Raw genomic sequence first — 20,820 nt, forward strand, 5'->3', positions numbered from 1 at the left:
TGTCATGCGTGCAGTTCGCCCTCGATGGTCGTGACCGCGCGGCCGGTCAGGAGGGTGCGCTCACCGCGCAGGGCGACCCGTACGAGACCGCTGCGGGCGGAGGCCTGCAGGCCGGTCAGCTCCTCGCGGCCCAGGCGCGCCGCCCAGAACGGGGCGAGCGCCGTGTGTGCGCTCCCGGTCACCGGGTCCTCGTCGACGCCGAGGCCCGGGAAGAAGCAGCGCGACACGAAGTCGTAGCCCCGGGAGGGGTCCTCGGCGCGGGCGGTGGCGATGATGCCGCGCCGGGATAGGCCCACGAGCCCCTTGAGGTCGGGATCGAGCGCCCGCACGGTCTTCTCGTCGGCGAGCTCCACGATCAGGTCGCCGACGGACGGCCCCGTGTCGTGGACGGAGAGCGGCTCGGCGCCGAGGGCCTCGGCGAGCCCCGCGGGGGCCGGCTCCTCGGTGAGCGGCGCCGTCGGGAAGTCGAGCGTGAGCGAGCCGTCCTCGCCGGGCGTCGCCACGAGCACACCGCAGCGCGTCGCGAACCGTACGGGGCCGCGCGTCATCCCGGTGGAATGCAGTACGTGGGCGGTGGCCAGGGTCGCGTGCCCGCACATGTCGACCTCGGCGGCCGGCGTGAACCAGCGCAGCGCCCAGTCGGCATCGCCGCCCTCGGGCAGCCGGTGCGCGAAGGCGGTCTCCGCGTGGTTGACCTCAAGGGCGACGCTCTGCAGCCAGGCGTCGTCAGGGAAGGCGTCCAGGAGCAGGACACCGGCGGGGTTGCCGGCGAAGGGCCGGTCGGTGAAGGCGTCGACGATACGAATGCGCATGTCAGAGACGGTAGTTGAGGGCACTGACAATCGGCCAAGGCCAATCGGGCGCGGCCGGCCTGAATCCCGGAGGTACTCGGGGCTCGCCATCCGAACAGTCCCGATATATCGTTGAGGCATCGCGATCGGTTTATGATCGCGTTCAGCGAAAACCGCGATCAGTTGTGAAAGGACTGATTCTCATGCGTAACCACGGACATGAACACGGACACGGAAATTTCGGCCCCGGCCACCAGGGCAGGGGCGGATTCGAGCGCGGCGGCTTCGAGGGTCGGCGTGCGGCGTTCGGGCCCTTCGGGCCCGGCTTCGGCGGCCCTGGCGGCCCCGGCCCCTGGGGGCGTGGCGGTCGTGGTGGCGGGCCTCGCGGACGGGCGCGGCGCGGTGACGTGCGTGCCTCGATCCTGGCCCTGCTGCAGGACCGCCCGATGCACGGCTACGAGATGATCCAGGAGATCGCCGAGCGCAGCGGCGGCGCGTGGAAGCCGAGCCCCGGCTCGGTCTACCCGACGCTGCAACTGCTCGAGGACGAGGGTCTGATCGCCAGCGCGAGCGAGGGTGGCAAGAAGCTCTTCTCGCTCACCGACGACGGCCGTACCGCCGCCGAAGAGGGGCCCGACGCCCCTTGGGAGGAGGCCGGTCGCGGCGTCGACTGGGAGGCCATGAACGAGATCCGGACGGCAAGCTTCGGACTCATGGAGGCCTTCGGTCAGGTCTGGAAGACCGGCAGCAAGGATCAGCGCGACAAGGCGATCTCCGTCATCAATGACGCGCGCAAGAAGCTGTACCTGATCCTCGCCGACGAGGACTGAGTCCCGTGCGGGCCAGGACAGGCCGCAGAGCACGGAAGAGGCGTCCCGAACCACCTACAGGTGCGGGGCGCCTCTTCGCGTACGTACGTAGTGCGTACCTACGTAGTGCGTACGAAGGGTCAGGTCACGAGCCCGTTCAGCTTGCGCAGTGACTCGTCGAGCGCGGCCGTCGCCGAGTCCTTGAGCTTGCCCGCCATCAGCGAGACCGCCGCACCGGTGAAGACGCCCTTGATGCGGGCCGTGGTCGCGTCGCCGTCCGGCGCGAGCGAGTAGTGCATGAACAGGTTCACGCCCATCGGGCCCTTGCCCCTGATGGCGAACGTGCGGGCGGTCTCGAGCTCCTCGATGGTCCAGGTGACCTCGGCGGGGAAGCCCATCAGCTTCATGTTCTCCTCGAACTGTCCGCCCACCTCCAGCAAGGCGGGCCCGCCTTTCGGGAAGTCGGTGTGGGTGGCGTTCCACTTCCCGTACGAAGAGAAGTCGGTGAGCTGCGCCCAGACCTTCTCCGCGGGTGCTTCCATGTGTGCTTCCGCGCTGACTTCGGCCATGCGGCCACCCCTTTGAGTCGAGAGCCATGACGGGCTTCGATGTCGCGTCGTCGCGGAAAGTAGCCGCCTGGCCTCGAACATTCAATACTGATGACCCGTCAGTTCCGGGCGGGGGTGACCCGGCGCCTGCGGGATCCCCTCGGGGGTCGATGGTTCGATCTCATCCGTAAGGAGGAGATGTTCTTGATCAGTGCCCAACTTGTGTCGGACAAAAGAATGCTCCTCACCGTGGATGTTCCTTTCGACCGGTCCTGATGGGGTTACGTATGTGCATAGTTCAACCCCACCCGAGGCCGATGCCCAGCTGAGTGACGAGCTCGCGGCGGTCGTCGCGGGCGCTCGGCGGCGCGCGGTCCGGGATGGGGACCGGCAGGTCGACACCGCGCACCTGCTGCACTCCCTCCTCGAGACGGATCCCGACGTGCGTGCCGCGTTCCCGGAAGGCGCGCAGGTGGCGCGGCTGCTCGGCTATCTCGTCCAGCGCAGCATCGGTTACGGGCTGCGCTGGCAGGGCTCGGTGGAGGACTCCGGAGCCGTCCCCCTCGTAAGCTCCGCCCCCGGCTGGTCGCCCGTCGCGGCCGCCGCGATGGAGGCCGGCGTCGAGCGGGCCGTGGCGCGCGGGGAGAAGCGGGCGCGCGGCGTCGACGTACTGGCCGCGCTCACGGCGGACGCGGAGTGCCGGGCGGTCGAGGTGCTCGGGCGGGCGGGCGTCGATGTGGAGGGGCTGCGCCGGCGGCTCGACTGACACGACCGGAGTCCATCCCGTGAGACAGGGGTCAACGGGGATGACGGTCCTGACGCGCCCTGCCATGATGTGCCGGTGCGCGAGTCAATGGGGTCTTCGGGGAAGCAGGCAACCCGCGGGCGCGGCATGGGACTGGGCCTCGCCCTCCTCTCCGCGCTCGCGTTCGGCGGTTCCGGGGTGGCGGCCAAGCCACTGATCGAGGCGGGGCTCGACCCGCTCCACGTGGTGTGGCTGCGCGTCGCGGGCGGCGCCCTGGTCATGCTGCCGGTCGCCTGGCGGCATCGCGCGCTCGTGCTGCGCAGGCCCGCTCTGCTGGCCGGGTTCGGGCTTCTCGCGGTGGCGGGCGTGCAGGCCTGCTACTTCGCCGCGATCTCCCGCATTCCCGTCGGTGTCGCCCTGCTCATCGAGTACTTGGCGCCCGCGCTCGTACTCGGCTGGGTCCGTTTCGTGCAGCGCAAGCCCGTGACACGCGCGGCCGCGCTCGGCGTCGTGCTCGCCGTGGCCGGACTCGCCTGTGTCGTCGAGGTGTGGTCCGGGCTCGGCTTCGACGCGCTCGGACTGCTGCTCGCGCTCGGCGCGGCCTGCTGTCAGGTCGGCTATTTCGTGCTGTCCGACCACGGTGGTGACGCGGCCGAGTCCGGTGCCGAGGTGCCCGACCCGGTCGGCGTGATCGCGTACGGGCTACTCATCGGCACCGTGCTGCTCACCGTCATCGCCCGCCCCTGGGGGATGGACTGGTCGGTGCTCGCGGGCAGTGCCTCCATGGACGGTACGGCGGTGCCCGCGTGGTTGCTGCTGTGCTGGATCGTGCTGCTCGCCACGGTCGTCGCGTACCTCACCGGCGTGGTGTCGGTGCGCCTTCTCTCGCCTCAGGTGGCGGGGGTTGTGGCCTGCCTGGAGGCGGTCGTCGCGACCGTCCTCGCCTGGGTGATGCTCGGGGAGCACCTGTCCGGGCCGCAGTTGTTCGGCGGGGCGTTGGTCCTGGTCGGGGCGCTCATCGCACAGTCGTCGCGGCCGACTGCGACGCCGCCGACCCCGTCCGACGACGCGCCGGAAAACGCGTTGTCGCGCTCCGGCGGGGCTGTTTAGGGTGCCGGACATGTACGCACGCGCACTCGTCCTTCCGCCCCCGGCCGTCTGAGGGCTGCCCGGCCGTCGTGGCCGGGACCGGTTCGTCCGGGGACTTCGCCACTGTGGGGCCGCCACCTGAAGGTGCCGGTCGCAGCCGTGCTGCCTGAAGTGCTCCCCGGCGCCGTGCTTGCCCTGCCGCGGGCGGCGCTTCCCGGAGGGACTCGGCCGTCCCCTCACGACGGTCCGTGTTCCTGGCCCCCTCCCGGCTTCCGGCGGAGGGCCGTTCTCCGTGGAGTGTCACGTGTCGCGTGTCGTCAAAGCGGGCGCAGTCGCGCCTGCTGATTCTGCTTCTGGGTCTGTATCCGGGCCCGTACGTCAACTGCCGGTCGCCCGCGGCCTGGTGTATCTGGTCGTCGCCGGTGCCGCCTGGGGCACCGCGGGCGCCGCCGCATCGCTCGTGTTCCGGGCCGGCGACCTGGGGCCGGGCGCCCTGTCGTTCTGGCGCTGTGTCGGCGGGCTCCTGCTGCTCGTCGCCGTGCGCTGCGCGCTGCGGCGCAGGCCCACGCCCGTGTCGTACGAGACGCGGGGCCGCAAGGCCGTCCGGCTCGGTGTGCTCGGGCTTTCGCTGGCCGTGTTCCAGACCGCCTACTTCGCCGCGGTGCAGGCGACCGGGCTCGCCGTCGGCACCGTGGTCACGCTCGGCGCGGGGCCCGTGCTCATCGCGGTGGGGGCGCGCGTGCTGCTCGGGGAGCGGCTCGGCGTGGGCGGGCTGCTGTCCGTGGCCGGGGCGCTCGGCGGGCTCGGCGTCCTCGTCCTCGGGGGTGGCGGGGCGGCGGTGCGGCCGCTCGGGGTGGTGTGGGCGCTGCTGTCGGCGGCCGGGTACGCCGTGCTGACGCTGCTCACGCGGTGGTTCGGGCGGCACGGCGGGGGAGGGAACGGGCTCGGCACGACCGTGGGCACGTTCGCGGTCGCCTCGCTCGCGCTGCTGCCGCTCGGCGCGGTCGAGGGCCTGGTGCCGCACACCGGCCACCACCTCGCCGTGCTCGGCCTGTTGGCGTACATCGCCACCGTGCCGACCGCGCTCGCGTACGCCCTGTACTTCGCGGGCGCCGCGGTCGTGCGCTCCGCCACCGTGTCCGTGATCATGCTGCTCGAACCGGTCAGCGCCGCCGTCATCGCGGTCACCCTGCTCGGCGAGGACCTCACGGTGGCGACGGTCGCGGGCACCGCCCTGATGCTGGCGGCCGTGACGGGCCTCGCCGCGGCGGAGGCCCGGTCGGGCGCCTGAGCCCCTACGCGGGTTGGTGACGCCGCCGTCGCTGCGTGGCGAGGGCGGCGGCGTCGCGCGGGTCGCCGCGCCCGGCGAGGCCCGCCGCGATGTTGTCCTGGACCTCCTCGGGCTTGTGCCCCGCGTACTTGAACTTGGCCCGTACGTCGGTCACTTCGAGGAGCAGGCCCCGGATACCCGGCAGCATCCGGCCGTACGGGGCCTCGTCCGCCGCCACCGGCACCGAGAGGCCGGGCGGCTGGAAGTGGCCCACCTGCCGGTTCAGGAGTTCGGCCTTCTCCTGTGGATCGTCCACCACGCGCGCGGTGCAGCGGAGTTGGACGGCGGCGTAGACGCTGGTCGGTGTGCCGTGTTCCGGCGGGACGTCGGGCGGCGCCTGCCACGGGCCCGGCACGAACGCGTAGTCGTCGACGACGCTCAGCAGTACCTCCGGGTTGGCGTCGAGCGCGGACCACAGGGGGTTGGGGCGGGCGAGGTGGGCGACCACCTCGCCGTACGCGCCCGGACCTTCGGGGTCGTACGCGAAGTGCATGGGTTGTACGAAAGGCGGGTCGCCGTCGAGGCCGTTGACGGCGAGCTGGCCGAAGTCGTGGGCGGCGAGCCACTGTTGCCACTCGGCCGTGTCGCGCGCCGCGTCCCAGGGGTGGATCAGCATCACAGCCCCTTGAGGTACGGCGGGACGTCGATGCCGTCGGCGAGGTCGTCCGAGGGGAGCAGCTCCCCGTAGCCGCGCTGGACCGGGACCACGCCCGCCCAGTGCGGCAGGTCCATGTCCTCCGGCTCGTCGTTCGGACCGCCCTCGCGGACCTTCGCCGAGACCTCGGAGAGGTCGATGCGGAGCACGGCCGTCGCAGCGAGCTCCTTGGCGTTCGCGGCCCGCGAGTCGGCGGCGCGACCCTCCACCACGTGGTCCACGATCGCGTCCAGGGCGAGCCGCTTCTCCTCGGCGTCCGTGACCTGGTGCGCCGTGCCGTGCACCACCACGGAGCGGTAGTTGATGGAGTGGTGGAAGGCGGAGCGGGCGAGGACCAGGCCGTCCACGTGGGTCACGGTCACGCAGACCGGCAGGCCGGGCTCCTGCCACTCCTTGTCGCCCGCCATGCGCAGCGGGCGCGATCCGGTGGAGCCATGGACGTAGAGATGGTGGCCGACACGGGCGTACAGCGTGGGCAGCACGACGGGGGCGCCGTCGCGGATGAAGCCGAGATGGCAGAGGTAGGTCTCGTCGAGTATCGAGTGCACCAGGGCGTGGTCGTACGCCGCGCGCTCCTTGGCGCGGGTCGGGGTCGTGCGCTCCGTGGGCGCGTAGGAGGCGGCTGACTGTTCCTGGGCGACGCTCATGTTGCGAACTCCATTGCACTAGTACATACTGCTGTTTGTGCTAGGAGAGTATCGGATCAGCGGGCGCGGCGCAGCAGAGATCCGCGCCAGCGTCGAGCGTGGGGTCATCGCCGGGGACCTGGAACCGGGCCAACTGCTGCCGCCCATGCGGGAGTTGGCGGAACAGCTCAGGGTGAACCCGAATACGGTCGCGGCCGCGTACCGGTCGCTGCGTGAGCGCGGAGTCATCGAGACGGCCGGGCGGCGCGGCAGCCGTGTGCGCCCGAAACCGGTCATCACCGCGCGCGAGGCCATCCGTGTGGACGTGCCGGAGGGGGTGCGGAACGTGTCGGACGGCAATCCCGACACCGCCCTGCTGCCCTCGCTGGTGGAGGCGTTCACGGCGGCCGCGGGTGTCGCCGACAAAGGGCCGGTGCTGTACGGGGACGACTCCCTGGAGCCGGGCCTCGCGCACCGCGCGCGTGCCGACCTCGATGCGGACGGGGTGCCGGACGGGCCCGTCGCCGTGACATCCGGTTCGCTCGACGCCATCGAGCGGGTGCTCGCCGTGCACCTCAAGCAGGGGGACGCGGTCGCCGTGGAGGATCCCGGCTGGGGCAGCATGCTCGACCTCGTACCCGCGCTCGGGCTGCGTACGGTGCCGGTCGGGGTGGACGACGAGGGACCGCTGCCGGACGACGTCGAGCGGGCGCTGGCCGCGGGGGTCCGGGCGATCGTGGTGACGGACCGGGCACAGAATCCGACCGGGGCCGCGGTGGGTTCGGGCCGGGCGGAGGCGCTGCGCGCGATCCTGGGCGCGTATCCGGAGGTCCTGCTCATCGAGGACGACCACGGCCACGGCATCGTCGACCTGCCGCTGCACCCGCTCGCCGGGGCCACGCGGCAGTGGGCGTTCGTCCGTTCCGTGGCCAAGGCGTACGGGCCCGACCTGCGGCTCGCCGTGCTCACGGGGGACGCCGGCACGGTCGACCGGGTGCGCGGGCGGCAGCGGCTCGGTCCGGGCTGGGTCAGCCGCATCACGCAGCGGGCGGTGGCAGGGCTCTGGGAGGCCGGGGCGGTGGACGCGGTGGCCGTCGCGGGCTCGTACGGGGAGCGGCGTGACGCGCTGGTCGCTGCGCTGGCCGAGCGGGGGGTGGTGGCGCACGGGCGCAGCGGGATGAACGTGTGGGTGCCGGTGCCGGACGAGACCGGGGCGGTGGCGCGGCTGCTGCACGCCGGGTGGGCGGTGGCGCCGGGGGCGCGGTTCCGGATGGAGGCCGATCCGGGGGTACGGATCACCGTGTCCCGGTTGGGGGTGGGGGAGATCGGTGAGGTGGCGGACGCGGTGGCGGCGGCGGTGAGGTCGGGCCCGCGGAGGCGTTACGCGTGACAGTGGCGCCGGGGCTGGGCCCGTGGTTTTCGTTGCGCGGCACCGGGGTGCCGCCTTGCCCACCCTGCCGCCCAAGGCGGGATGTGGCCGACCGCATGCCCAGGTGGCGGGTGAGCATTTCAAGCCCCTGCGGCGATTGAGCAGCGGGGTCCGGGGCGGAGCCCCGTGGTGTGGGGAGGCGTCGCGGCGCTACCCCCGGGCCCGCCTGCGCGACTGCGTAAGTGCCGCTCCCGCCAAGACGATCGCCGCGCCGATCGGGGTCGACCAGGACAGGGACTCGCCGAGGACCGCGACGCCCGCCGCCGTGGCGATGACCGGGACGAAGTACGTGACCATTTGCGCGGTCGTCGGACCGACCTCCGCCACGAGTCCGTACTGGATGAGGAACGCCACACCCGTGCCGAGCGCCCCCAGCGCCGCGATCGCCAGCAGCGGGCCCATGGCGAAGCGGGTCGGCCAGGACGTGAACAGCGGGGTGACGAGCGCCAGTTGGGCGGTGGCGAGCAACAGCTGGCCCCCGATCATCGACACATTCGACTCACCCGTGTTCGCGAGCGTGCGGCGGACGTAGATCCAGCCGATCGGGTAGCAGAGCGAGGCCAGTAGCGCCATCGCCGTGCCCGCCACGTCCAGGCCGTGGAAGCCCTGCCACACGCCGAGCACGGTCAGGACGCCGAGGAATCCGATGCCGAGGCCCGCGACCCGACGCCGCGTGGGCCGGTCCTCGGAGAGCGCGACCAGCGAGAGCGCCATGCCCCACAGCGGCGACGTCGCGTTGCAGATCCCGGCGAGTGTCGACGGGATCGTCTCCTCGGCGAACGCGAAGAGCGAGAACGGCAGCGCGTTCAGGAAGAGCGCCGCGACCGCCAAATGCCCCCAGGTGCGCGCCCCGCGGGGCAGTCGCTGACGCTTCACGATCATGGCCACGACCAGGACCGCCGCGCCGAACAGCAGCCGCCCGAGCGTGACCTGGAACGGCGCGAAGCCCTCCGTGCCCACCTTGATGAGCAGGAAGCTGAAGCCCCAGATGAGGGCGAGCACACCGAAGCGGATGCGCCAGTCGAGGCCGGGCCGCGCGATGGGGGCGGAGGACGGAGCCGCAGTGGCTCGGGAAGCGGTCTTCGTGCTCATGGGGTCCAGATTGGCTTCGACGTCTTCGTAGCACAAGCGAGATTGCTTTCCGAGTACCGATTAGCATTACTTACATGTTGAACCTGGAGCGCCTGCGGGTCCTGGATGCCCTGGCCCGGCACGGATCGGTGAGCGGTGCGGCCGAGGGGCTGCACGTCACGACGTCCGCCGTCTCGCAACAGATGGCCAAGCTGGAGCGCGAGGCGGGACAGCAGCTGCTCGCCAAGCGCGGGCGCGGCGTGCGGCTCACCGACGCGGGCCGGCTGCTCGCCGAGCACGCGGCGCGCATCCTGTCGCAGGTCGAGCTGGCGCAGTCCGACCTGGAGGCGCAGCGCGGGCAGGTGGTGGGGGAGCTGCGGCTGTCCGCGTTCCCGACGGCCGCCCGCGGGTTGTTCCCCCGTGCGCTCGCCGCACTGCGCACCGAGCACCCGCAACTGCGCGTACGGTCACAGGAGTTGGAGCCCGAGGCCGCGGTGGCCGGGGTGATCCGCGGGGATCTCGATCTCGCCGTCGTGCTGGACTGGTACAACAAGCCGATGCCCCTGCCGGAGGGCCTGGTCAAGGCGGGCATCCTCGATGATCCGACCGATATCGCCATGCCCGCCGACCACCCCCTCGCCGATCGCCGTGAGGTCGACCTCACCGATTTCGCCGACGACGAGTGGATCACCTGGGGCGGCGGCGAGTTCTGTGACCAGTGGCTTATGTTCACGCTGCGGGCCAAGGGCGTTGAGCCGCAGATCGCCCACCGTGCGGCGGAGACGCACACCCAACTTGCGCTGGTGGCAGCGGGGTTGGGCGTCTGCGTGGTCCCGCTGCTCGGTCGCGACCCGATGCCCGAGGGGGTGGCGACGGTGCCGGTGCGGCAGAAGGTGCGGCGTCATGTGTACGTCGTGTGGCGTGCGGACGCGGATCGGCGGCCCTCGATTCGTGCGGCGGTGCGGGCGCTTCAGAAGGTGGGGGCGGATCTCGGGCGGCTCGCCGAAGGGTGAGGTCACCGTCACGGGGCTCCGCCCCGGACCCCGCGCCTCAAACGCCGGCGAGGCTGGAATGCTCAAGCGCTGGCGGGGCTGGAAAAACTCAAGCGTCGGCGGGACTGGAAAGGCTCAAGCGCCGGCTGGGCCGGAAAGGTCAATCGTCGGCGGGGCTCTACATGGTCAGTTTCCGGAAGTCCCACGACGCGATCTTGTCCGGAGTGAGTCGCGCCCACGCGTGCCGGCCGTCGTAGACCATCTCGGTCAATCCGAAGTTCTTGTGCGCGAACAGCCGCTCGGGGGCGTCGAGTTCGGGGCATGCCTCGCCCGTGCGCGGGCTCTCGCCGACGAACTCGATGCGCCCGGACAGCTCGACGCCGCGCAGCTCCCCGTACTCCTCGCCCGCGTCGACCACCACCGCCACCCGGCCGTCGGCGCGAAAGTCGGCCCAACGGCGGCTGCGGGACAGCGAGTACAGCCACAGAGATGTGCCGTCCCAGGCGAACCAGAGCGGGCTGACGTGCGGCGTGCCGTCCGCGGCCACCGTGGCGACGCGGCAGGTGCGCTGCTCGGCGAGGAACGCGTCGCGCTCCTCGGGCGACATCATGATCTTCCGGCCGCGGCGCTGCGTGGCGGTGGTCATCAGGGCTCCCTTGTCCGGCATCCGAGGCGCGCCCCGGCGCGCCTGACGTGACATCAGGAACGCAGCATGCGGCCTCTTCCCTGTACACGCAATGGTGGCTACCCTCCAGCAGCCCGGAGAAGCAGCCGATATCCGTACGGGACAGGGGGCGCGGTCGTGCCGTCGCACGAGAAGCACGAGAAGCGCGAGAAGCACGAGGAGCACGAACGGCGCGAGAAGCGCGCGAAGCGCGGGGAACTGGCCGAGCTGCTCGAACCCGCGAGCACCGTACTGCTGACCGTCGAGTGCCAGCAGGGCGTCGTCGGCGCCGACAGCGCCCTTCCCGAACTCGCGGAAGAGGCACGGGCGTCGGGGGCCCTCGCCAACGTGGCGCGACTGGTCGCCGCCGCCCACGAGAGCGGGGTCCAGGTCCTGCACGCCGTCGCGGAGCGGCGCCCGGACGGCCGCGGGGCCAACCGCAACGCCCGCCTCTTCCGCGCGACCGAGCGCCTTCCGGTGAAGCAGCTCTCGGGCACCGATGCCGTCCGCGTAGCTCCGCCCGTCGAAGTCGCGGACGAGGACCTCGTCGTACGCCGTTTGCACGGGCTCTCACCGATCGCCGGGACCGACGTGGATCCGCTGCTGCGCAATCTCGGCTGCCGGACGCTCGTCGTCACCGGTGTCTCCGCCAACGTAGCCATCCCGAACGCCGTGTTCGACGCCGTGAACCTCGGCTACACGGTGGTCGTGCCACGGGACGCCATCGCGGGGGTACCGGCCGACTACACCCCCGCGATGATCGACAACACGCTCGCCCTTGTCGCCACCGTGACGGCGACGCCGGACGTGCTCGACGCGTGGAAGCGTCGTTAGCTGCACAGGGCTTGCCCGATCGGGCCTACGCGAGCTCGATCGAGTCGCCGCTGACCTTGAGCTGCCTCTCCTCCAGGGGTTGCGTGGCCGGTGGGTGCGACACGCTGCCGTCCTTGATGGAGAACTTGCTGCCGTGGCACGGGCAGTCGATGGTGCCGCCCGCCACCTTGCTCACCTTGCAGCCCTGGTGCGTGCAGATGTTGGTGAACGCCTTGAACTGGCCCGAGGCCGGCTGCGTCACCACCACCCCCGCATCCGCGAAGATCTTTCCACCGCCCTCCGGGATGTCCGAGGTCTTGGCGATCGCCTGGCCTTTCTTCTCGCTCTTCTTCTCGCCGCCGCCCGACGACGCGTTGCCCGCGGGCTGTGACGTGTCCTCGTCCGAGCTGCCGCACGCGCTCAGCGCCGCGGCGATCCCCGCGGCGCCGGCCACCGTGACGACGGTGCGGCGCGACGGGACGTGGCTCGTGGGGGCGGGCTCCTGCGAAGCGGTCATGAGGTGAAGGTCCCTTCATCGGAGGGTCGGTTCGAGGGGACGTACTGGATCCCGTGGGGGTTTTCCTGAGGTACGTACGGTGATCCCTGGACGTTCAACGCCATCCTGATCCCATAACCTGGGCGCGTGCTCACCGAGGTCACCGTGACCCGCTATGTCACCCCTTTGAGGGAAGGTGGGTCGCTACGGGAAGAGGCTCCGGGCCAGTAGGCCGAGTCCGACGGCCAGAACCACCAGCGCCGTCAGGACCGTTCCGTACGGGGCGAATCGACGCAGCGCGGGCAGCCGGCGTTCGCCGATGACGGCGAGCCGGTTGCCGCCTCCAGCGAGCAGCAGGCCCGCCGCGGTGAGGGTCAGGGCCATGCCGACCCCGTAGCCGAAGACCAGTAGCACGCCGAACGACGTCCGGCTCAGGGCGACCGCTCCGAGCAGCACGACGAGCGCCGACGGGCTGGGCACGAGGCCCCCCGCCAGGCCCACGCCGAGGAGCGCGGCGAAGCCTGTGCGGCGTCGTTTTCCAGCGTGCTCGTGCTCGTGCTCATCGTGGTCGTGCCCGTGCGTATGACCATGTCCGTGACCGTGGCTGTGATGGTGCAGGCCGGTGGGGCGGTGGCCGGCGCGGAGGGCTCGTACGGCGGTCACCGCCAGCCAGGTGCCGATGAGTGCGATCACGGCGCCGCTGATCGCGCCGAGGCCGCCCAGGAGTTGTTCGCCGAGGAAGCTGCCGGAGGCGGTCAGGACGAGGCCCACCACGAGGACGCCCGCCGTGTGCGTCGCGGTCACCGTCGCTCCGACGGCGAGGGCCGCCCGGACGCCGCCCTCGCGTCGGGCGAGACAGGCGGCGACCGCCAGCTTGGCGTGGCCGGGGAGGGCCGCGTGGCCCGCGCCGAGCAGCAGGGTGAGGAGGACGGCGAGGAGGCCGACGGGGAGGGTGAGGTCGCGGCCCGTGGTGAGGGCGGTGAGCCGGTTCTCCAGGGCGGGGAAGAGGACGGCGTCGCGGACGAGTGCGGGGGCGGCCGCAGGGTGTTGAGTGCCCTGGTCCGCGCCGGGTCCCGCGACTTCCGCTGCGGCGGGTTCGCTGTGCAGCCGGGCCTCGACGGTGTCGAGCGGGTCGCTGGCCGCGGTCGCCGGGTAGTCGCGCAGGGCGCCGCTGGTGCTGGTGGCGGGAACGGAGGAGTCCGTGAGCCGCACCCCGGAGCCGGTGGCGGTGATCTCCTTCCAGCCGGTGCGGGCCGCGTCGGCCGCCGAGGCGAAGGTCAGGTCCGCGGGTCCGCTCAGGTCGGCGTCGGCGTTCAGGGTGCAGGTCAGCCGGGCGATGGGCAGTCCGGCCGCGCCTTTGCCGAAGGTGAGGGAGGACTCGGCCGCCTTCCAGGTCAGCGCCCGCCCGTCGAGTGCGGCCCGGGTGGTGCGGGCCAGGCCGGCGCAGCGGTCCGCGGCGCGGGCGACCGCCTCTGCCTTCGAGATCCGGCCGTCGCGGTCGGTGTCGACCGTGTCGTGGTCCTGTGCGGTGGGGATCTCCGCGGTGTCGACGACGGCCGTGTCGACGAGCCGGCCGGGGGTCAGACGCAGTCCGTCGTAGTGGTTGACGCTGAAGTTGCCCAGTGGGTGGGCGTGTGCGGCCGGGGCCGCGCAGAGGGCCAGCAGCAGGGCTGCGAGCAGGGCCGTCGCGGCGGCGACGGCGGGGTGTGAACGGTTCATCGACTGCTCTCAACTGCCGGGCGGTACCGCTCTCGTCGCGGGGTGCTCACCGCGCGAGCAGAGCGGCCGCCCGGGGTGCGTGGTAGGCGGAGAAGTGGGGGTTGCGGTCGAGTGCCGCGCGCAGGTGGGTGGCGGCGTCGGGGTTGTCCAGGGCCGCTTCGATCGCCCCTCTGTGGTACTGGAACAGCGGGTTGTCCCAGCCGGTTCTGGCGGCCCTGCGCGCGTGGGCGAGTGCCTCCTTGTCCTGTCCCGCCCGGTGCAGGGCCCAGCCGAGCGCGTCGTCGACGATGACGCCGCGGGACTGTTCCGCCTCGTGGCTCAGCAGCTTCACGGCGACGGCGGGGTCCGCGTGGTCGGCCGCGTACAGGGCGAGGTGCGGGTCGACGGGTCCGCCTGCCGCCTGTGTCATGCGCAGCTGCGCGTCGAGCGCGGCCCGCGCGGCGGCGATCCCTGGATCGTCGCGGTCGTTCTGCTCCCGCAGTTCGAGGGATTCGACGAGGAACTGCGGTGCGGGTGTGCGCTCCACGAGCCGGTCGTAGAGCTTGAGGGCTTGCGCGGTGCGGCCCTGTGCGGCCCGGACGCGGGCGAGTCCGGATGTGGCGTACGGATGGTCGGGTACGAGGTCGAGCGCGCGCCGGAAGTGGCCTTCCGCGCGCGGGATGTCACCGGCGGACCAGGCGAGTTCGCCGCTGCGGGACTCCGCGAAGGCACTCTCGTCGGGGGTGGACGCGCTCTCCAGGGCGCGGTCCAGGGCGATGGCCGCGTCGCGTTCCCTGCCGTGCGTCTCCAGGTCGTAGGCGGCTCTGCTGTACGCGGCGGAGCCGGGTGCCAGGTCGAGGAGGCGCTGGACGGCGGTGCGGGCGGCCGGGTAGTGGCCGAGCTGGATCTCGGCGTCGGCGAGCACCGCGTATCCGTCGGGCCGGTCGGGGGCCATGCGCGTGCTGCGCAGGCCCTGGGCGCGGCCCGCTGTGAAGTCGTGCCGTGCGTTGGCGAGTTGGCCGAGACCGGTCACGGCCGCGTAGTTCTCTTCGCTGCGCAGGTCGAGCGAGCGGTGCAGGGCCTTGTCCGCGGCGTCGAGGCGGCCTGCGTCCAGGGTGGTGCGGGCCGCTTCGATCTGGGCGGTGCCGAGCCGGGACCAGCTCGTGGGGTCGTCGGGGTGGCGTTCTGTGGCGTCGCGGGCGGTGCGCACCGCGCCGGCGGCGGGGAGGTCCCTGCCGCCGGACGCGACTGCTCCGGCGCGTGGTGCGCCGCCGGGCGTGCTGTCGTCGGGTCCCAGTGCGAGGAGCCCGACGACGCACGCGGCGACGGCGACCACGGCGCCGGGCGCGCTGAGGAGTCGTCTCACAGGACCGCGTGGGGAACGTTTAGGTACGGGAACGTGCCCTGGGCGTCGGCCGGTTGTAGCTTGGCGACGGGCTTGGGCAGGAGCCCTTCCGCGGACCGGCCACCGGGCTCACCCTCGAGCATCCGGATGAGCGGCGGGTCGATGACGTCGTTGATGCGACGGCCGTTGGGGAAGCCCTGCTTGTCCCCTTCGATGACGCCGTACTTGTTCGGGCCGGCCGTGACGGGGGTGGTGAGGTTGAGCCGCAGTTCCTCCGCGAGGGCGATGCGCGAGGGGTCGGCGTCCGCGTTCATGGTGTGCGTGTTGAGGTCGAAGCCGAACTTGGAGCCGTTGTCCTTGCCGATGCCCTTGAGGAAGAGGGCCTGGATGTCCTTGCGCGGGGTGGCGGGCGCCTTGAATCCCTGCGCGGTCTCGATGCGGTGGGGCGGCGCCGGGTCGAGCGTGGCGGCCAGGTAGTCCTTCTCGTACTGGTCGTCCTTGGGCTCGCGCCGCTGGAAGCGGTCCTCGGGGCCGCCGGGCTTGGCCAGGCCGATGGTGGTGCCGTAGATGCTGAAGGCGGTGTGCGGGTTTCCGTTGCGGGAGACCTGCCGGTAGGTGGGGGCCTGCTTCTCGAGGCTCTTGTCGAGGTCGGCGCCGGGCCGGGAGACGGTCGACCAGACGCCGACGACCGGGTTGCGCCGCGGGTCGCCCTTGAGGGCGATCTCGTCCTTGGGTACCTGGACGACCAGGCTGTTGACGTTCATCGCCGACAGCGGCTGGGCGTCGGGCAGCCAGCCGGGCACGGGACCTGCCGTGCCGACGGTGAAGAGGCCGAAGACCTGGGTGTCGGCCTTGAAGGCCTCGGCCGACTGGGCGGCCACGGTCCGGCCGCCGCTGGGCAGTTGGCGGGTGGCCTCCGCGCGCAGGCCGGCGTAGTCGGGCATCAGGGTCCGGCCGACGTGGGTGGGGGCCGCGATGCCGTCGACGAGCTTCTCGGTCCCGGCCCTGTCGCCTGTACGGACCCGCTCCAGGGTGTACTTCTGACGGACGCCGAGCGACCGGTCCTCCAGTGAACGCACCGGCAGCGGACCGACCTTGGGGCCCATGCCGAAGGGGCGCCGGTCGTCGTTGCGGAAGGTCCAGCGGTACGTCGTGTCGGGTGCGCCGTCGCCGTCGGCGTCGGTGTGGATCTCGTACCGGGCGCCGGTCGCGAAGGGGTAGTCGACCAGCGCGTTGCCCGGGTTGCCGGGGAGTTGGAAGGGGCGCACGTTCGCGATGAGCGTGACCATGTCGGTGTCGTCGGGGCTGGTGAAGGCGTAGACGTCGGTGATGTCGGCGGGCGAGTCCGTGATGGACGAGGGCGCGTCGATGTGGCCGCCGGCCCGGCTGCTGCCGGTGAAGGGGCCGGACAGCGAGGCGACGCTCAGTGCGGTGAGCGTCGTGGCGAGCAGGGCGAGCCGTCGTCGGGAGGGTCTGTTGACGGTTCGGCTGATGGGTCGTGGCACGGGGCGCTCCATTGCGTACGAGGAGTGGGGCGCCCAGACTTGCGGCCTGGATGATCTTGAATCCACCTGAGGGCGCGAAGTCCGTCCAGTCGCGTGATCGTTTTCAGGTAGGTGGCGTAACCGGCCCCTCGCCGCCTTTCAATTTGGTGCAAATCTATGCATCACTTGCCATACCCAAACGAACCGTTCCGGGCGGCCTCCTGCGTGCCTTCTGCATGCTTTTCCGCATGCAGTACTTCCAGGGAGATCGAGAAACCCCTGCTCAGTGCGCATCTACTGGTACGCGGCGGTACGTGAAGGGGCTGCGGGCGCTCGGCCCGCAACCATCATTCAGAGAAAAGGGACCCTCTATGCGTATGCACAGAATCCGACGTTCCGCCGCTGTCGCCGTCGCCGCGGCACTGGCCCTCCCGCTCGGCCTCGCCTCCGCCTCGGCCGCCCCGGCGGACGCCCCTCGGTCGGCGGCCGTGCAGGCCGACCCGTTCCCGGGCGTGTACATCTCCCCGTGGGGCGACGCGGACGTCGCCATCAGCGACGAGACGTGGGACTGGCTGGACCGTGAGGGCTTCACGCTCGACGCCATCAGCCCGTTCAAGATGGACGCGGACAAGCGCGGCTTCAGCATGCCGATCGGTTCGACCGCCGGTGACGGCCTCGACTCGAAGGGCCGCATCTTCTACCCGGGTGGCCTGAACCTCCACCACGCCCGGTCGGGCAAGACGTTCACCCTCAAGCCGACCTACATCCGCGTGATGCCGACGCCCGGCTACTCCGCCGGCGTCTCCGTCGACGGGAAGGTCATCGACGACGAGGTCATGGTGGCCGAGACCACGGCCCGCGAGGCCCTCGTGGGTGCCCGCCCCAGCCCGACCGGCTTCCGCCTGGAGAAGGTGCCGTTCCGCGTCACGAAGGAGCTCTCCGACCTCTTCACCGAGCAGACCGGGCGCCCCGGCCCCCGCGTCGGCAGCCTCTTCGGCACGCTGACGCCGCACTTCGACTATGTCCCCACCGGCCCCCAGTCCCCGACCGGCTTCCCCAGCCTCTGAACCGACCGACTCTCCAGGAGAGTTGACACCCACGACGGGCTCGGCGACGACGGTCGCCGGGCCCGTCGTCAGCGGCGACACTCGTCCCCTGCTGTCACGCTTCGTTACGATGCTCCTTTCCGCCCCTCCCGCTAGAGGGCGCTCAAGGCGTCGATGACGCCCTCTGCCAGTGCGATCTCATCTGTCAGGGGGTGGTCCTCGGCGACCATCGGCAGGGACTTCCCCGCGATCCGGAACGCTTCCGCGACCGGAGCCTGGGGAAGCTCGTTCCCGCGAAGCCGCAATGCGCGTACGGCTCCCAGGAGTTCGCAGGCCAGCACAGTCCGGTACGCGGTGACCGCTGCCGATGTGCTGTGTGCCGCCTGCGCCGAGAAGCTCGCGTGGTCCTCCAGCCCGCGGGAAATGACCGCGGTGCCCAGGGTGACCGGGGATGCGGCGTGACGGAGCTGGCTGAGTGCGTCGTGAGTGACGTACTCGAGAATCATGATTCCGGAGCTGCCGGGCGGCCCAGCGGAAAGGAAGGGTGACAGGCCGGTCAGGTTCGGCTCCACCAGGTTGCTCAGCCGCGCCGCAGACAATTCGGCGACGTGGTGGAGCGCCGCACGCAGGTGGTCGAGGGTGAGGGCAAGGTAGGCCGTGGAGAAGTGTCCGTGGTGGTAGACGTTCTCCGTTTTGAGGTCGATCAGAGGGTTCTCGGCGGCGGCGTTGAGGTCGGTGGTCAGTACCTGTTCCAGCGCGTCGAGCGCGTCCAGGGCCGGACCCTGGACCTGGGGGAAGGCGCGCAGGCCGAAGGGGTCCTGCAGTCGCCGCCCGGGTTGCGGTTCGCCGTCGGCCCACAGGACTCGCCGCATTTCGGTTGCACAGCGCATGCTGCCCGGGTGCGGGCGCTGCGCGTGGACGCGTTCGGAGAGTGCTTCGGGCGAGCCGTCGAGGGCGCAGTGGGAGAGTGCGGCAACAAGGTGGCTGGCGTGCAGCAGCTCCTTGAGGTCGTGCCAGACCATCACGGACTTCGCGAGGGTCACGGCGTTGCTTGAGATGAAGGCGAGGGCGTCACCGGGGCTGATGGGTACCGCAGTGAGACCTCCCTCCGCCCAGGGCTGTCGGCCTGCGAGGGTCAGTCCGATCTCCGCCAGGGAGCTGAGGTCGCCGGTACCGATGGCACCGCGGGAGTGGACGCGAGGGAGGGCACCGGTGTGCAGGGACTCTTCCAGTGCGTCAAGGAGGCGGGGATGGACACCGCTACCGGCCGCGGCGAGCTGGTTCAGCCGGATCAGTAGGATGGCGCGCACGGTGGCGGCCGGGAGGAGCTCTCCGGTGCCGCCGGCGTGGCTGCTCAGCAGGCGCAGACCGTGCTGGTCGGCGGAGTCCGGATCCACGACTTCGTGCCGGTTGGCGCCGACGCCGGTCGTGCGACCGTAGACGGCCCGCTTTTCCCCGATGTCCCGTGCAAGAACGTAGGTCTCATCTGCCCTCTTCCGGGCCGTGGCGTCGAGCTCGACGGAGGTGGCACGCCGTGCGGCGCGGATGACGTCGGCGCAGCTCAGGTGCTGACCGTCGATGAGTATGCGGTCGCTGGTGATCGCCATCAACCCCTTGACATAGAAGTATTCACGCTTGAGGCTTCATGAAATCGTTCATTCAAATGTTTCGCAAGGCTCAGGAGGACGCCGTGGAGCAACCGCCGTCTGTGGAAGTGGCCGAGCCACCGGGCATCGGGGCAGCGACGGGTTCTGAGACCGAAACGACCCTTGATGACGCCCCGCTGAACCGCTTCCACCTCAAGATCACGGCGCTCACCTTCGGCGCGAACTTCTCGGACGGCTACCACCTGGGCATCATCGGCATCGCACTGACGCTCATCGCGCCGCAGATGCACCTCGGGCCTGTCTGGCAGGGCCTGCTCGGCGCCTCGGCACTCATCGGCATCTTCGCCGGCAGCATCGTGCTGGGCTGGGCCGCGGACCGATGGGGACGCCAGCTGCTGTACACGCTCGACTTCCTCCTCATCGCCGTCGCCTCCGTCGCCCAGTTCTTCGTCACCGGACCGACCGAGCTGTTCGTGCTCCGCCTCCTGATCGGATTCGGAATCGGCGCGGACTACGCGCTGGGTCCCACGCTGGTCGCCGAGTTCTGCCCGCGCCGCTACCGCGGCGGCTTCCTCGCCTCGCTCACCGCGATGTGGACGATCGGCTACATCGCGGCGTACTTCATCGGCAATTACGTGATCGGGTTCGGCGGGGACAGCTGGCGCTGGCTGCTGGCCAGCAGCGCGCTGCCCGCCGTCTTCGTCCTCCTCATGCGCATCGGGACACCCGAGTCGCCGCGCTGGCTCATCAGCAAGGGGCGGATCGAGGAAGCGAAGACCGTCGTCGCCAAATACATAGGCCCGAACATCGACATCTCGGGCCTCCTGACCCGGGGGCAGGCCGAAGAGTCCTACGACTACCGCGAGCTGTTCCGCCGCCGCTATCGCCGCAACACCCTCTTCGGTGTTCTGTACTACAACTGTCAGGTCATCCCGTACTTCGCCATCTACACGTTCCTGCCCGTCGTGATGGTGCGGGTGGGGCTGGCTGACGAGGAGTTCCTCAGTAACGGTCTGCTCAACCTGTTCCTGCTGCTGGGCGGGCTGATCGGGCTGTGGTTCGTGGCCCGTTTCACGCGGCGGGGCTTCCTCATCACCTCGTTCTTCGTGATGGCGCTTGCCCTCGGTGTGATCGGGGTGTGGCCCGACGCGCCGACGCTGCTGCTGTTCCCGCTGTTCCTCGTGTTCACCTTCACGATGTCGGCATCCTCCAACCTCGATCAGGTCTATCCCCCGGAGCTCTTCCCCACTCAGGTCCGCAGCTCGGGGGTGGGCCTGCTCAACGGACTCAGCCGCGTGGGTTCCGCGATCGGAACGTTCCTGCTCCCGATGAGCCTCTCGGCGTTCGGCTTCTCCGCCTCCATGATTGCCCTCACAACGCTGCTGGTACTGGGAGCCGTGGTGTCGTTGGCCTGGGCGCCCGAGACCAAGAACGCCCATCTGGACTGACTTCAGGTCTGTGGTGGCCCAAAGCCCGGCCCCCATCGGGTACGTCGTCTTCGAGCCCGTCCGTCGCCTGGCCCCTGGCAACGGGCGGGCTGAAGTATGAGCCAGGGAGGTGCCACCGAATCCGCAGCTGTGAC

At 71.1% G+C, this 20,820-nt stretch carries 20 protein-coding genes; 9 read left to right on the forward strand and 11 right to left on the reverse strand.

Annotated elements, in window-relative coordinates; translation table 11 throughout:
* Window positions 1-2: 2 nt before the first annotated feature.
* Window positions 3-812: a PhzF family phenazine biosynthesis protein gene (locus tag ABT004_RS21195; protein WP_351339072.1), complete on the reverse strand. Its 810-nt coding sequence runs from the start codon at window positions 810-812 to the stop codon at window positions 3-5.
* Between the two features lie 182 nt (window positions 813-994).
* Between ABT004_RS21195 and ABT004_RS21200 the strand changes: the two genes are divergently transcribed.
* Entirely contained in the window at window positions 995-1,621 is a 627-nt protein-coding gene (locus ABT004_RS21200; RefSeq protein ID WP_351339075.1) for a PadR family transcriptional regulator, read from the forward strand.
* Window positions 1,622-1,740: 119 nt separating this feature from the next.
* On the opposite strand, the gene ABT004_RS21205 is transcribed toward ABT004_RS21200, so the two are convergent.
* Complete coding sequence (locus ABT004_RS21205; protein ID WP_351339078.1) at window positions 1,741-2,169, reverse strand: type II toxin-antitoxin system Rv0910 family toxin; 429 nt, start codon at window positions 2,167-2,169, stop codon at window positions 1,741-1,743.
* Between the two features lie 232 nt (window positions 2,170-2,401).
* Between ABT004_RS21205 and ABT004_RS21210 the strand changes: the two genes are divergently transcribed.
* The 3 genes from ABT004_RS21210 to ABT004_RS21220 all read left to right on the forward strand — a co-directional run bounded on the left by ABT004_RS21210 (window position 2,402) and on the right by ABT004_RS21220 (window position 5,273).
* Window positions 2,402-2,914 carry a Clp protease N-terminal domain-containing protein gene (locus tag ABT004_RS21210; protein ID WP_451193369.1) on the forward strand — a complete coding sequence of 171 codons (513 nt, stop codon included), beginning with the start codon at window positions 2,402-2,404 and terminating at the stop codon, window positions 2,912-2,914.
* Between the two features lie 87 nt (window positions 2,915-3,001).
* Complete coding sequence (locus ABT004_RS21215) at window positions 3,002-4,003, forward strand: EamA family transporter (RefSeq protein WP_351339130.1); 1,002 nt, start codon at window positions 3,002-3,004, stop codon at window positions 4,001-4,003.
* 361 nt (window positions 4,004-4,364) lie between these two features.
* A complete protein-coding gene (locus ABT004_RS21220; protein ID WP_351339133.1) occupies window positions 4,365-5,273 on the forward strand; it encodes a DMT family transporter in 909 nt (302 codons plus the stop codon).
* Window positions 5,274-5,277: 4 nt separating this feature from the next.
* On the opposite strand, the gene ABT004_RS21225 is transcribed toward ABT004_RS21220, so the two are convergent.
* A complete protein-coding gene (locus ABT004_RS21225) occupies window positions 5,278-5,928 on the reverse strand; it encodes an FMN-binding negative transcriptional regulator (RefSeq protein WP_351339082.1) in 651 nt (216 codons plus the stop codon).
* Window positions 5,928-6,614: a pyridoxamine 5'-phosphate oxidase family protein gene (locus ABT004_RS21230; protein ID WP_351339085.1), complete on the reverse strand. Its 687-nt coding sequence runs from the start codon at window positions 6,612-6,614 to the stop codon at window positions 5,928-5,930. Before ABT004_RS21230 ends, ABT004_RS21225 begins: the two co-directional genes overlap by 1 nt.
* A gap of 37 nt (window positions 6,615-6,651) precedes the next feature.
* On the opposite strand from ABT004_RS21230, the gene ABT004_RS21235 reads away from it, so the two are divergent.
* Window positions 6,652-7,983 carry an aminotransferase class I/II-fold pyridoxal phosphate-dependent enzyme gene (locus ABT004_RS21235; protein ID WP_351339087.1) on the forward strand — a complete coding sequence of 444 codons (1,332 nt, stop codon included), beginning with the start codon at window positions 6,652-6,654 and terminating at the stop codon, window positions 7,981-7,983.
* 189 nt (window positions 7,984-8,172) lie between these two features.
* On the opposite strand, the gene ABT004_RS21240 is transcribed toward ABT004_RS21235, so the two are convergent.
* On the reverse strand, window positions 8,173-9,114 hold the full coding sequence (locus tag ABT004_RS21240) for a DMT family transporter (protein WP_351339089.1): 942 nt from the start codon (window positions 9,112-9,114) through the stop codon (window positions 8,173-8,175).
* Between the two features lie 74 nt (window positions 9,115-9,188).
* On the opposite strand from ABT004_RS21240, the gene ABT004_RS21245 reads away from it, so the two are divergent.
* Entirely contained in the window at window positions 9,189-10,106 is a 918-nt protein-coding gene (locus tag ABT004_RS21245) for a LysR family transcriptional regulator (RefSeq protein WP_351339092.1), read from the forward strand.
* A gap of 157 nt (window positions 10,107-10,263) precedes the next feature.
* Here the strand turns inward: ABT004_RS21245 and ABT004_RS21250 are convergent, their stop codons facing one another.
* The gene (locus tag ABT004_RS21250) at window positions 10,264-10,731 is read right to left on the reverse strand and encodes a pyridoxamine 5'-phosphate oxidase family protein (RefSeq protein ID WP_351339094.1); all 468 of its coding nucleotides are present in this window, start codon (window positions 10,729-10,731) and stop codon (window positions 10,264-10,266) included.
* A 156-nt stretch (window positions 10,732-10,887) separates the two neighbouring features.
* Here ABT004_RS21250 and ABT004_RS21255 point away from each other — a divergent pair, with 156 nt between their 5' ends.
* Window positions 10,888-11,583, forward strand: a complete 696-nt coding sequence (locus tag ABT004_RS21255) for a cysteine hydrolase family protein (RefSeq protein WP_451193375.1) — start codon at window positions 10,888-10,890, stop codon at window positions 11,581-11,583.
* A gap of 25 nt (window positions 11,584-11,608) precedes the next feature.
* Here ABT004_RS21255 and ABT004_RS21260 read toward each other — a convergent pair whose 3' ends face one another.
* From ABT004_RS21260 to ABT004_RS21275, 4 genes are all read right to left on the reverse strand, one after another.
* The gene (locus ABT004_RS21260; protein WP_351339096.1) at window positions 11,609-12,079 is read right to left on the reverse strand and encodes a Rieske (2Fe-2S) protein; all 471 of its coding nucleotides are present in this window, start codon (window positions 12,077-12,079) and stop codon (window positions 11,609-11,611) included.
* A gap of 183 nt (window positions 12,080-12,262) precedes the next feature.
* Window positions 12,263-13,777 (reverse strand): nickel transporter, encoded by a 1,515-nt coding sequence (locus ABT004_RS21265; protein WP_351339098.1) that lies wholly within the window; start codon window positions 13,775-13,777, stop codon window positions 12,263-12,265.
* A 46-nt stretch (window positions 13,778-13,823) separates the two neighbouring features.
* On the reverse strand, window positions 13,824-15,122 hold the full coding sequence (locus tag ABT004_RS21270; protein ID WP_351339100.1) for a tetratricopeptide repeat protein: 1,299 nt from the start codon (window positions 15,120-15,122) through the stop codon (window positions 13,824-13,826).
* On the reverse strand, window positions 15,119-16,606 hold the full coding sequence (locus ABT004_RS21275; RefSeq protein WP_351339103.1) for a DUF4331 domain-containing protein: 1,488 nt from the start codon (window positions 16,604-16,606) through the stop codon (window positions 15,119-15,121). Before ABT004_RS21275 ends, ABT004_RS21270 begins: the two co-directional genes overlap by 4 nt.
* A 356-nt stretch (window positions 16,607-16,962) precedes the next feature.
* Here ABT004_RS21275 and ABT004_RS21280 point away from each other — a divergent pair, with 356 nt between their 5' ends.
* The gene (locus ABT004_RS21280; RefSeq protein WP_351339104.1) at window positions 16,963-17,652 is read left to right on the forward strand and encodes a hypothetical protein; all 690 of its coding nucleotides are present in this window, start codon (window positions 16,963-16,965) and stop codon (window positions 17,650-17,652) included.
* A gap of 131 nt (window positions 17,653-17,783) precedes the next feature.
* On the opposite strand, the gene ABT004_RS21285 is transcribed toward ABT004_RS21280, so the two are convergent.
* On the reverse strand, window positions 17,784-19,238 hold the full coding sequence (locus ABT004_RS21285; protein ID WP_351339107.1) for an aromatic amino acid ammonia-lyase: 1,455 nt from the start codon (window positions 19,236-19,238) through the stop codon (window positions 17,784-17,786).
* An 83-nt stretch (window positions 19,239-19,321) separates the two neighbouring features.
* Here ABT004_RS21285 and ABT004_RS21290 point away from each other — a divergent pair, with 83 nt between their 5' ends.
* Complete coding sequence (locus tag ABT004_RS21290; RefSeq protein WP_351339108.1) at window positions 19,322-20,686, forward strand: MFS transporter; 1,365 nt, start codon at window positions 19,322-19,324, stop codon at window positions 20,684-20,686.
* The last annotated feature ends 134 nt before the right edge of the window (window positions 20,687-20,820 follow it).

It is taken from the genome of Streptomyces sp. NPDC002790, assembly GCF_040295505.1.
Lineage (GTDB): Bacteria > Actinomycetota > Actinomycetes > Streptomycetales > Streptomycetaceae > Streptomyces.

Excerpts from the sequence above, each read along its gene's own strand:
- ABT004_RS21285 (WP_351339107.1), bottom strand. The coding sequence starts at position 19,238 with ATGGCGATCACCAGCGACCGCATACTCATCGACGGTCAGCACCTGAGC.
- ABT004_RS21215 (WP_351339130.1), top strand. The coding sequence starts at position 3,002 with ATGGGGTCTTCGGGGAAGCAGGCAACCCGCGGGCGCGGCATGGGACTG.
- ABT004_RS21250 (WP_351339094.1), bottom strand. The coding sequence starts at position 10,731 with ATGACCACCGCCACGCAGCGCCGCGGCCGGAAGATCATGATGTCGCCC.
- ABT004_RS21200 (WP_351339075.1), top strand. The coding sequence starts at position 995 with ATGCGTAACCACGGACATGAACACGGACACGGAAATTTCGGCCCCGGC.
- ABT004_RS21210 (WP_451193369.1), top strand. The coding sequence starts at position 2,402 with ATGTTCCTTTCGACCGGTCCTGATGGGGTTACGTATGTGCATAGTTCA.
- ABT004_RS21205 (WP_351339078.1), bottom strand. The coding sequence starts at position 2,169 with ATGGCCGAAGTCAGCGCGGAAGCACACATGGAAGCACCCGCGGAGAAG.
- ABT004_RS21230 (WP_351339085.1), bottom strand. The coding sequence starts at position 6,614 with ATGAGCGTCGCCCAGGAACAGTCAGCCGCCTCCTACGCGCCCACGGAG.
- ABT004_RS21280 (WP_351339104.1), top strand. The coding sequence starts at position 16,963 with ATGCACAGAATCCGACGTTCCGCCGCTGTCGCCGTCGCCGCGGCACTG.
- ABT004_RS21195 (WP_351339072.1), bottom strand. The coding sequence starts at position 812 with ATGCGCATTCGTATCGTCGACGCCTTCACCGACCGGCCCTTCGCCGGC.
- ABT004_RS21260 (WP_351339096.1), bottom strand. The coding sequence starts at position 12,079 with ATGACCGCTTCGCAGGAGCCCGCCCCCACGAGCCACGTCCCGTCGCGC.
- ABT004_RS21240 (WP_351339089.1), bottom strand. The coding sequence starts at position 9,114 with ATGAGCACGAAGACCGCTTCCCGAGCCACTGCGGCTCCGTCCTCCGCC.
- ABT004_RS21265 (WP_351339098.1), bottom strand. The coding sequence starts at position 13,777 with ATGAACCGTTCACACCCCGCCGTCGCCGCCGCGACGGCCCTGCTCGCA.
- ABT004_RS21225 (WP_351339082.1), bottom strand. The coding sequence starts at position 5,928 with ATGCTGATCCACCCCTGGGACGCGGCGCGCGACACGGCCGAGTGGCAA.
- ABT004_RS21245 (WP_351339092.1), top strand. The coding sequence starts at position 9,189 with ATGTTGAACCTGGAGCGCCTGCGGGTCCTGGATGCCCTGGCCCGGCAC.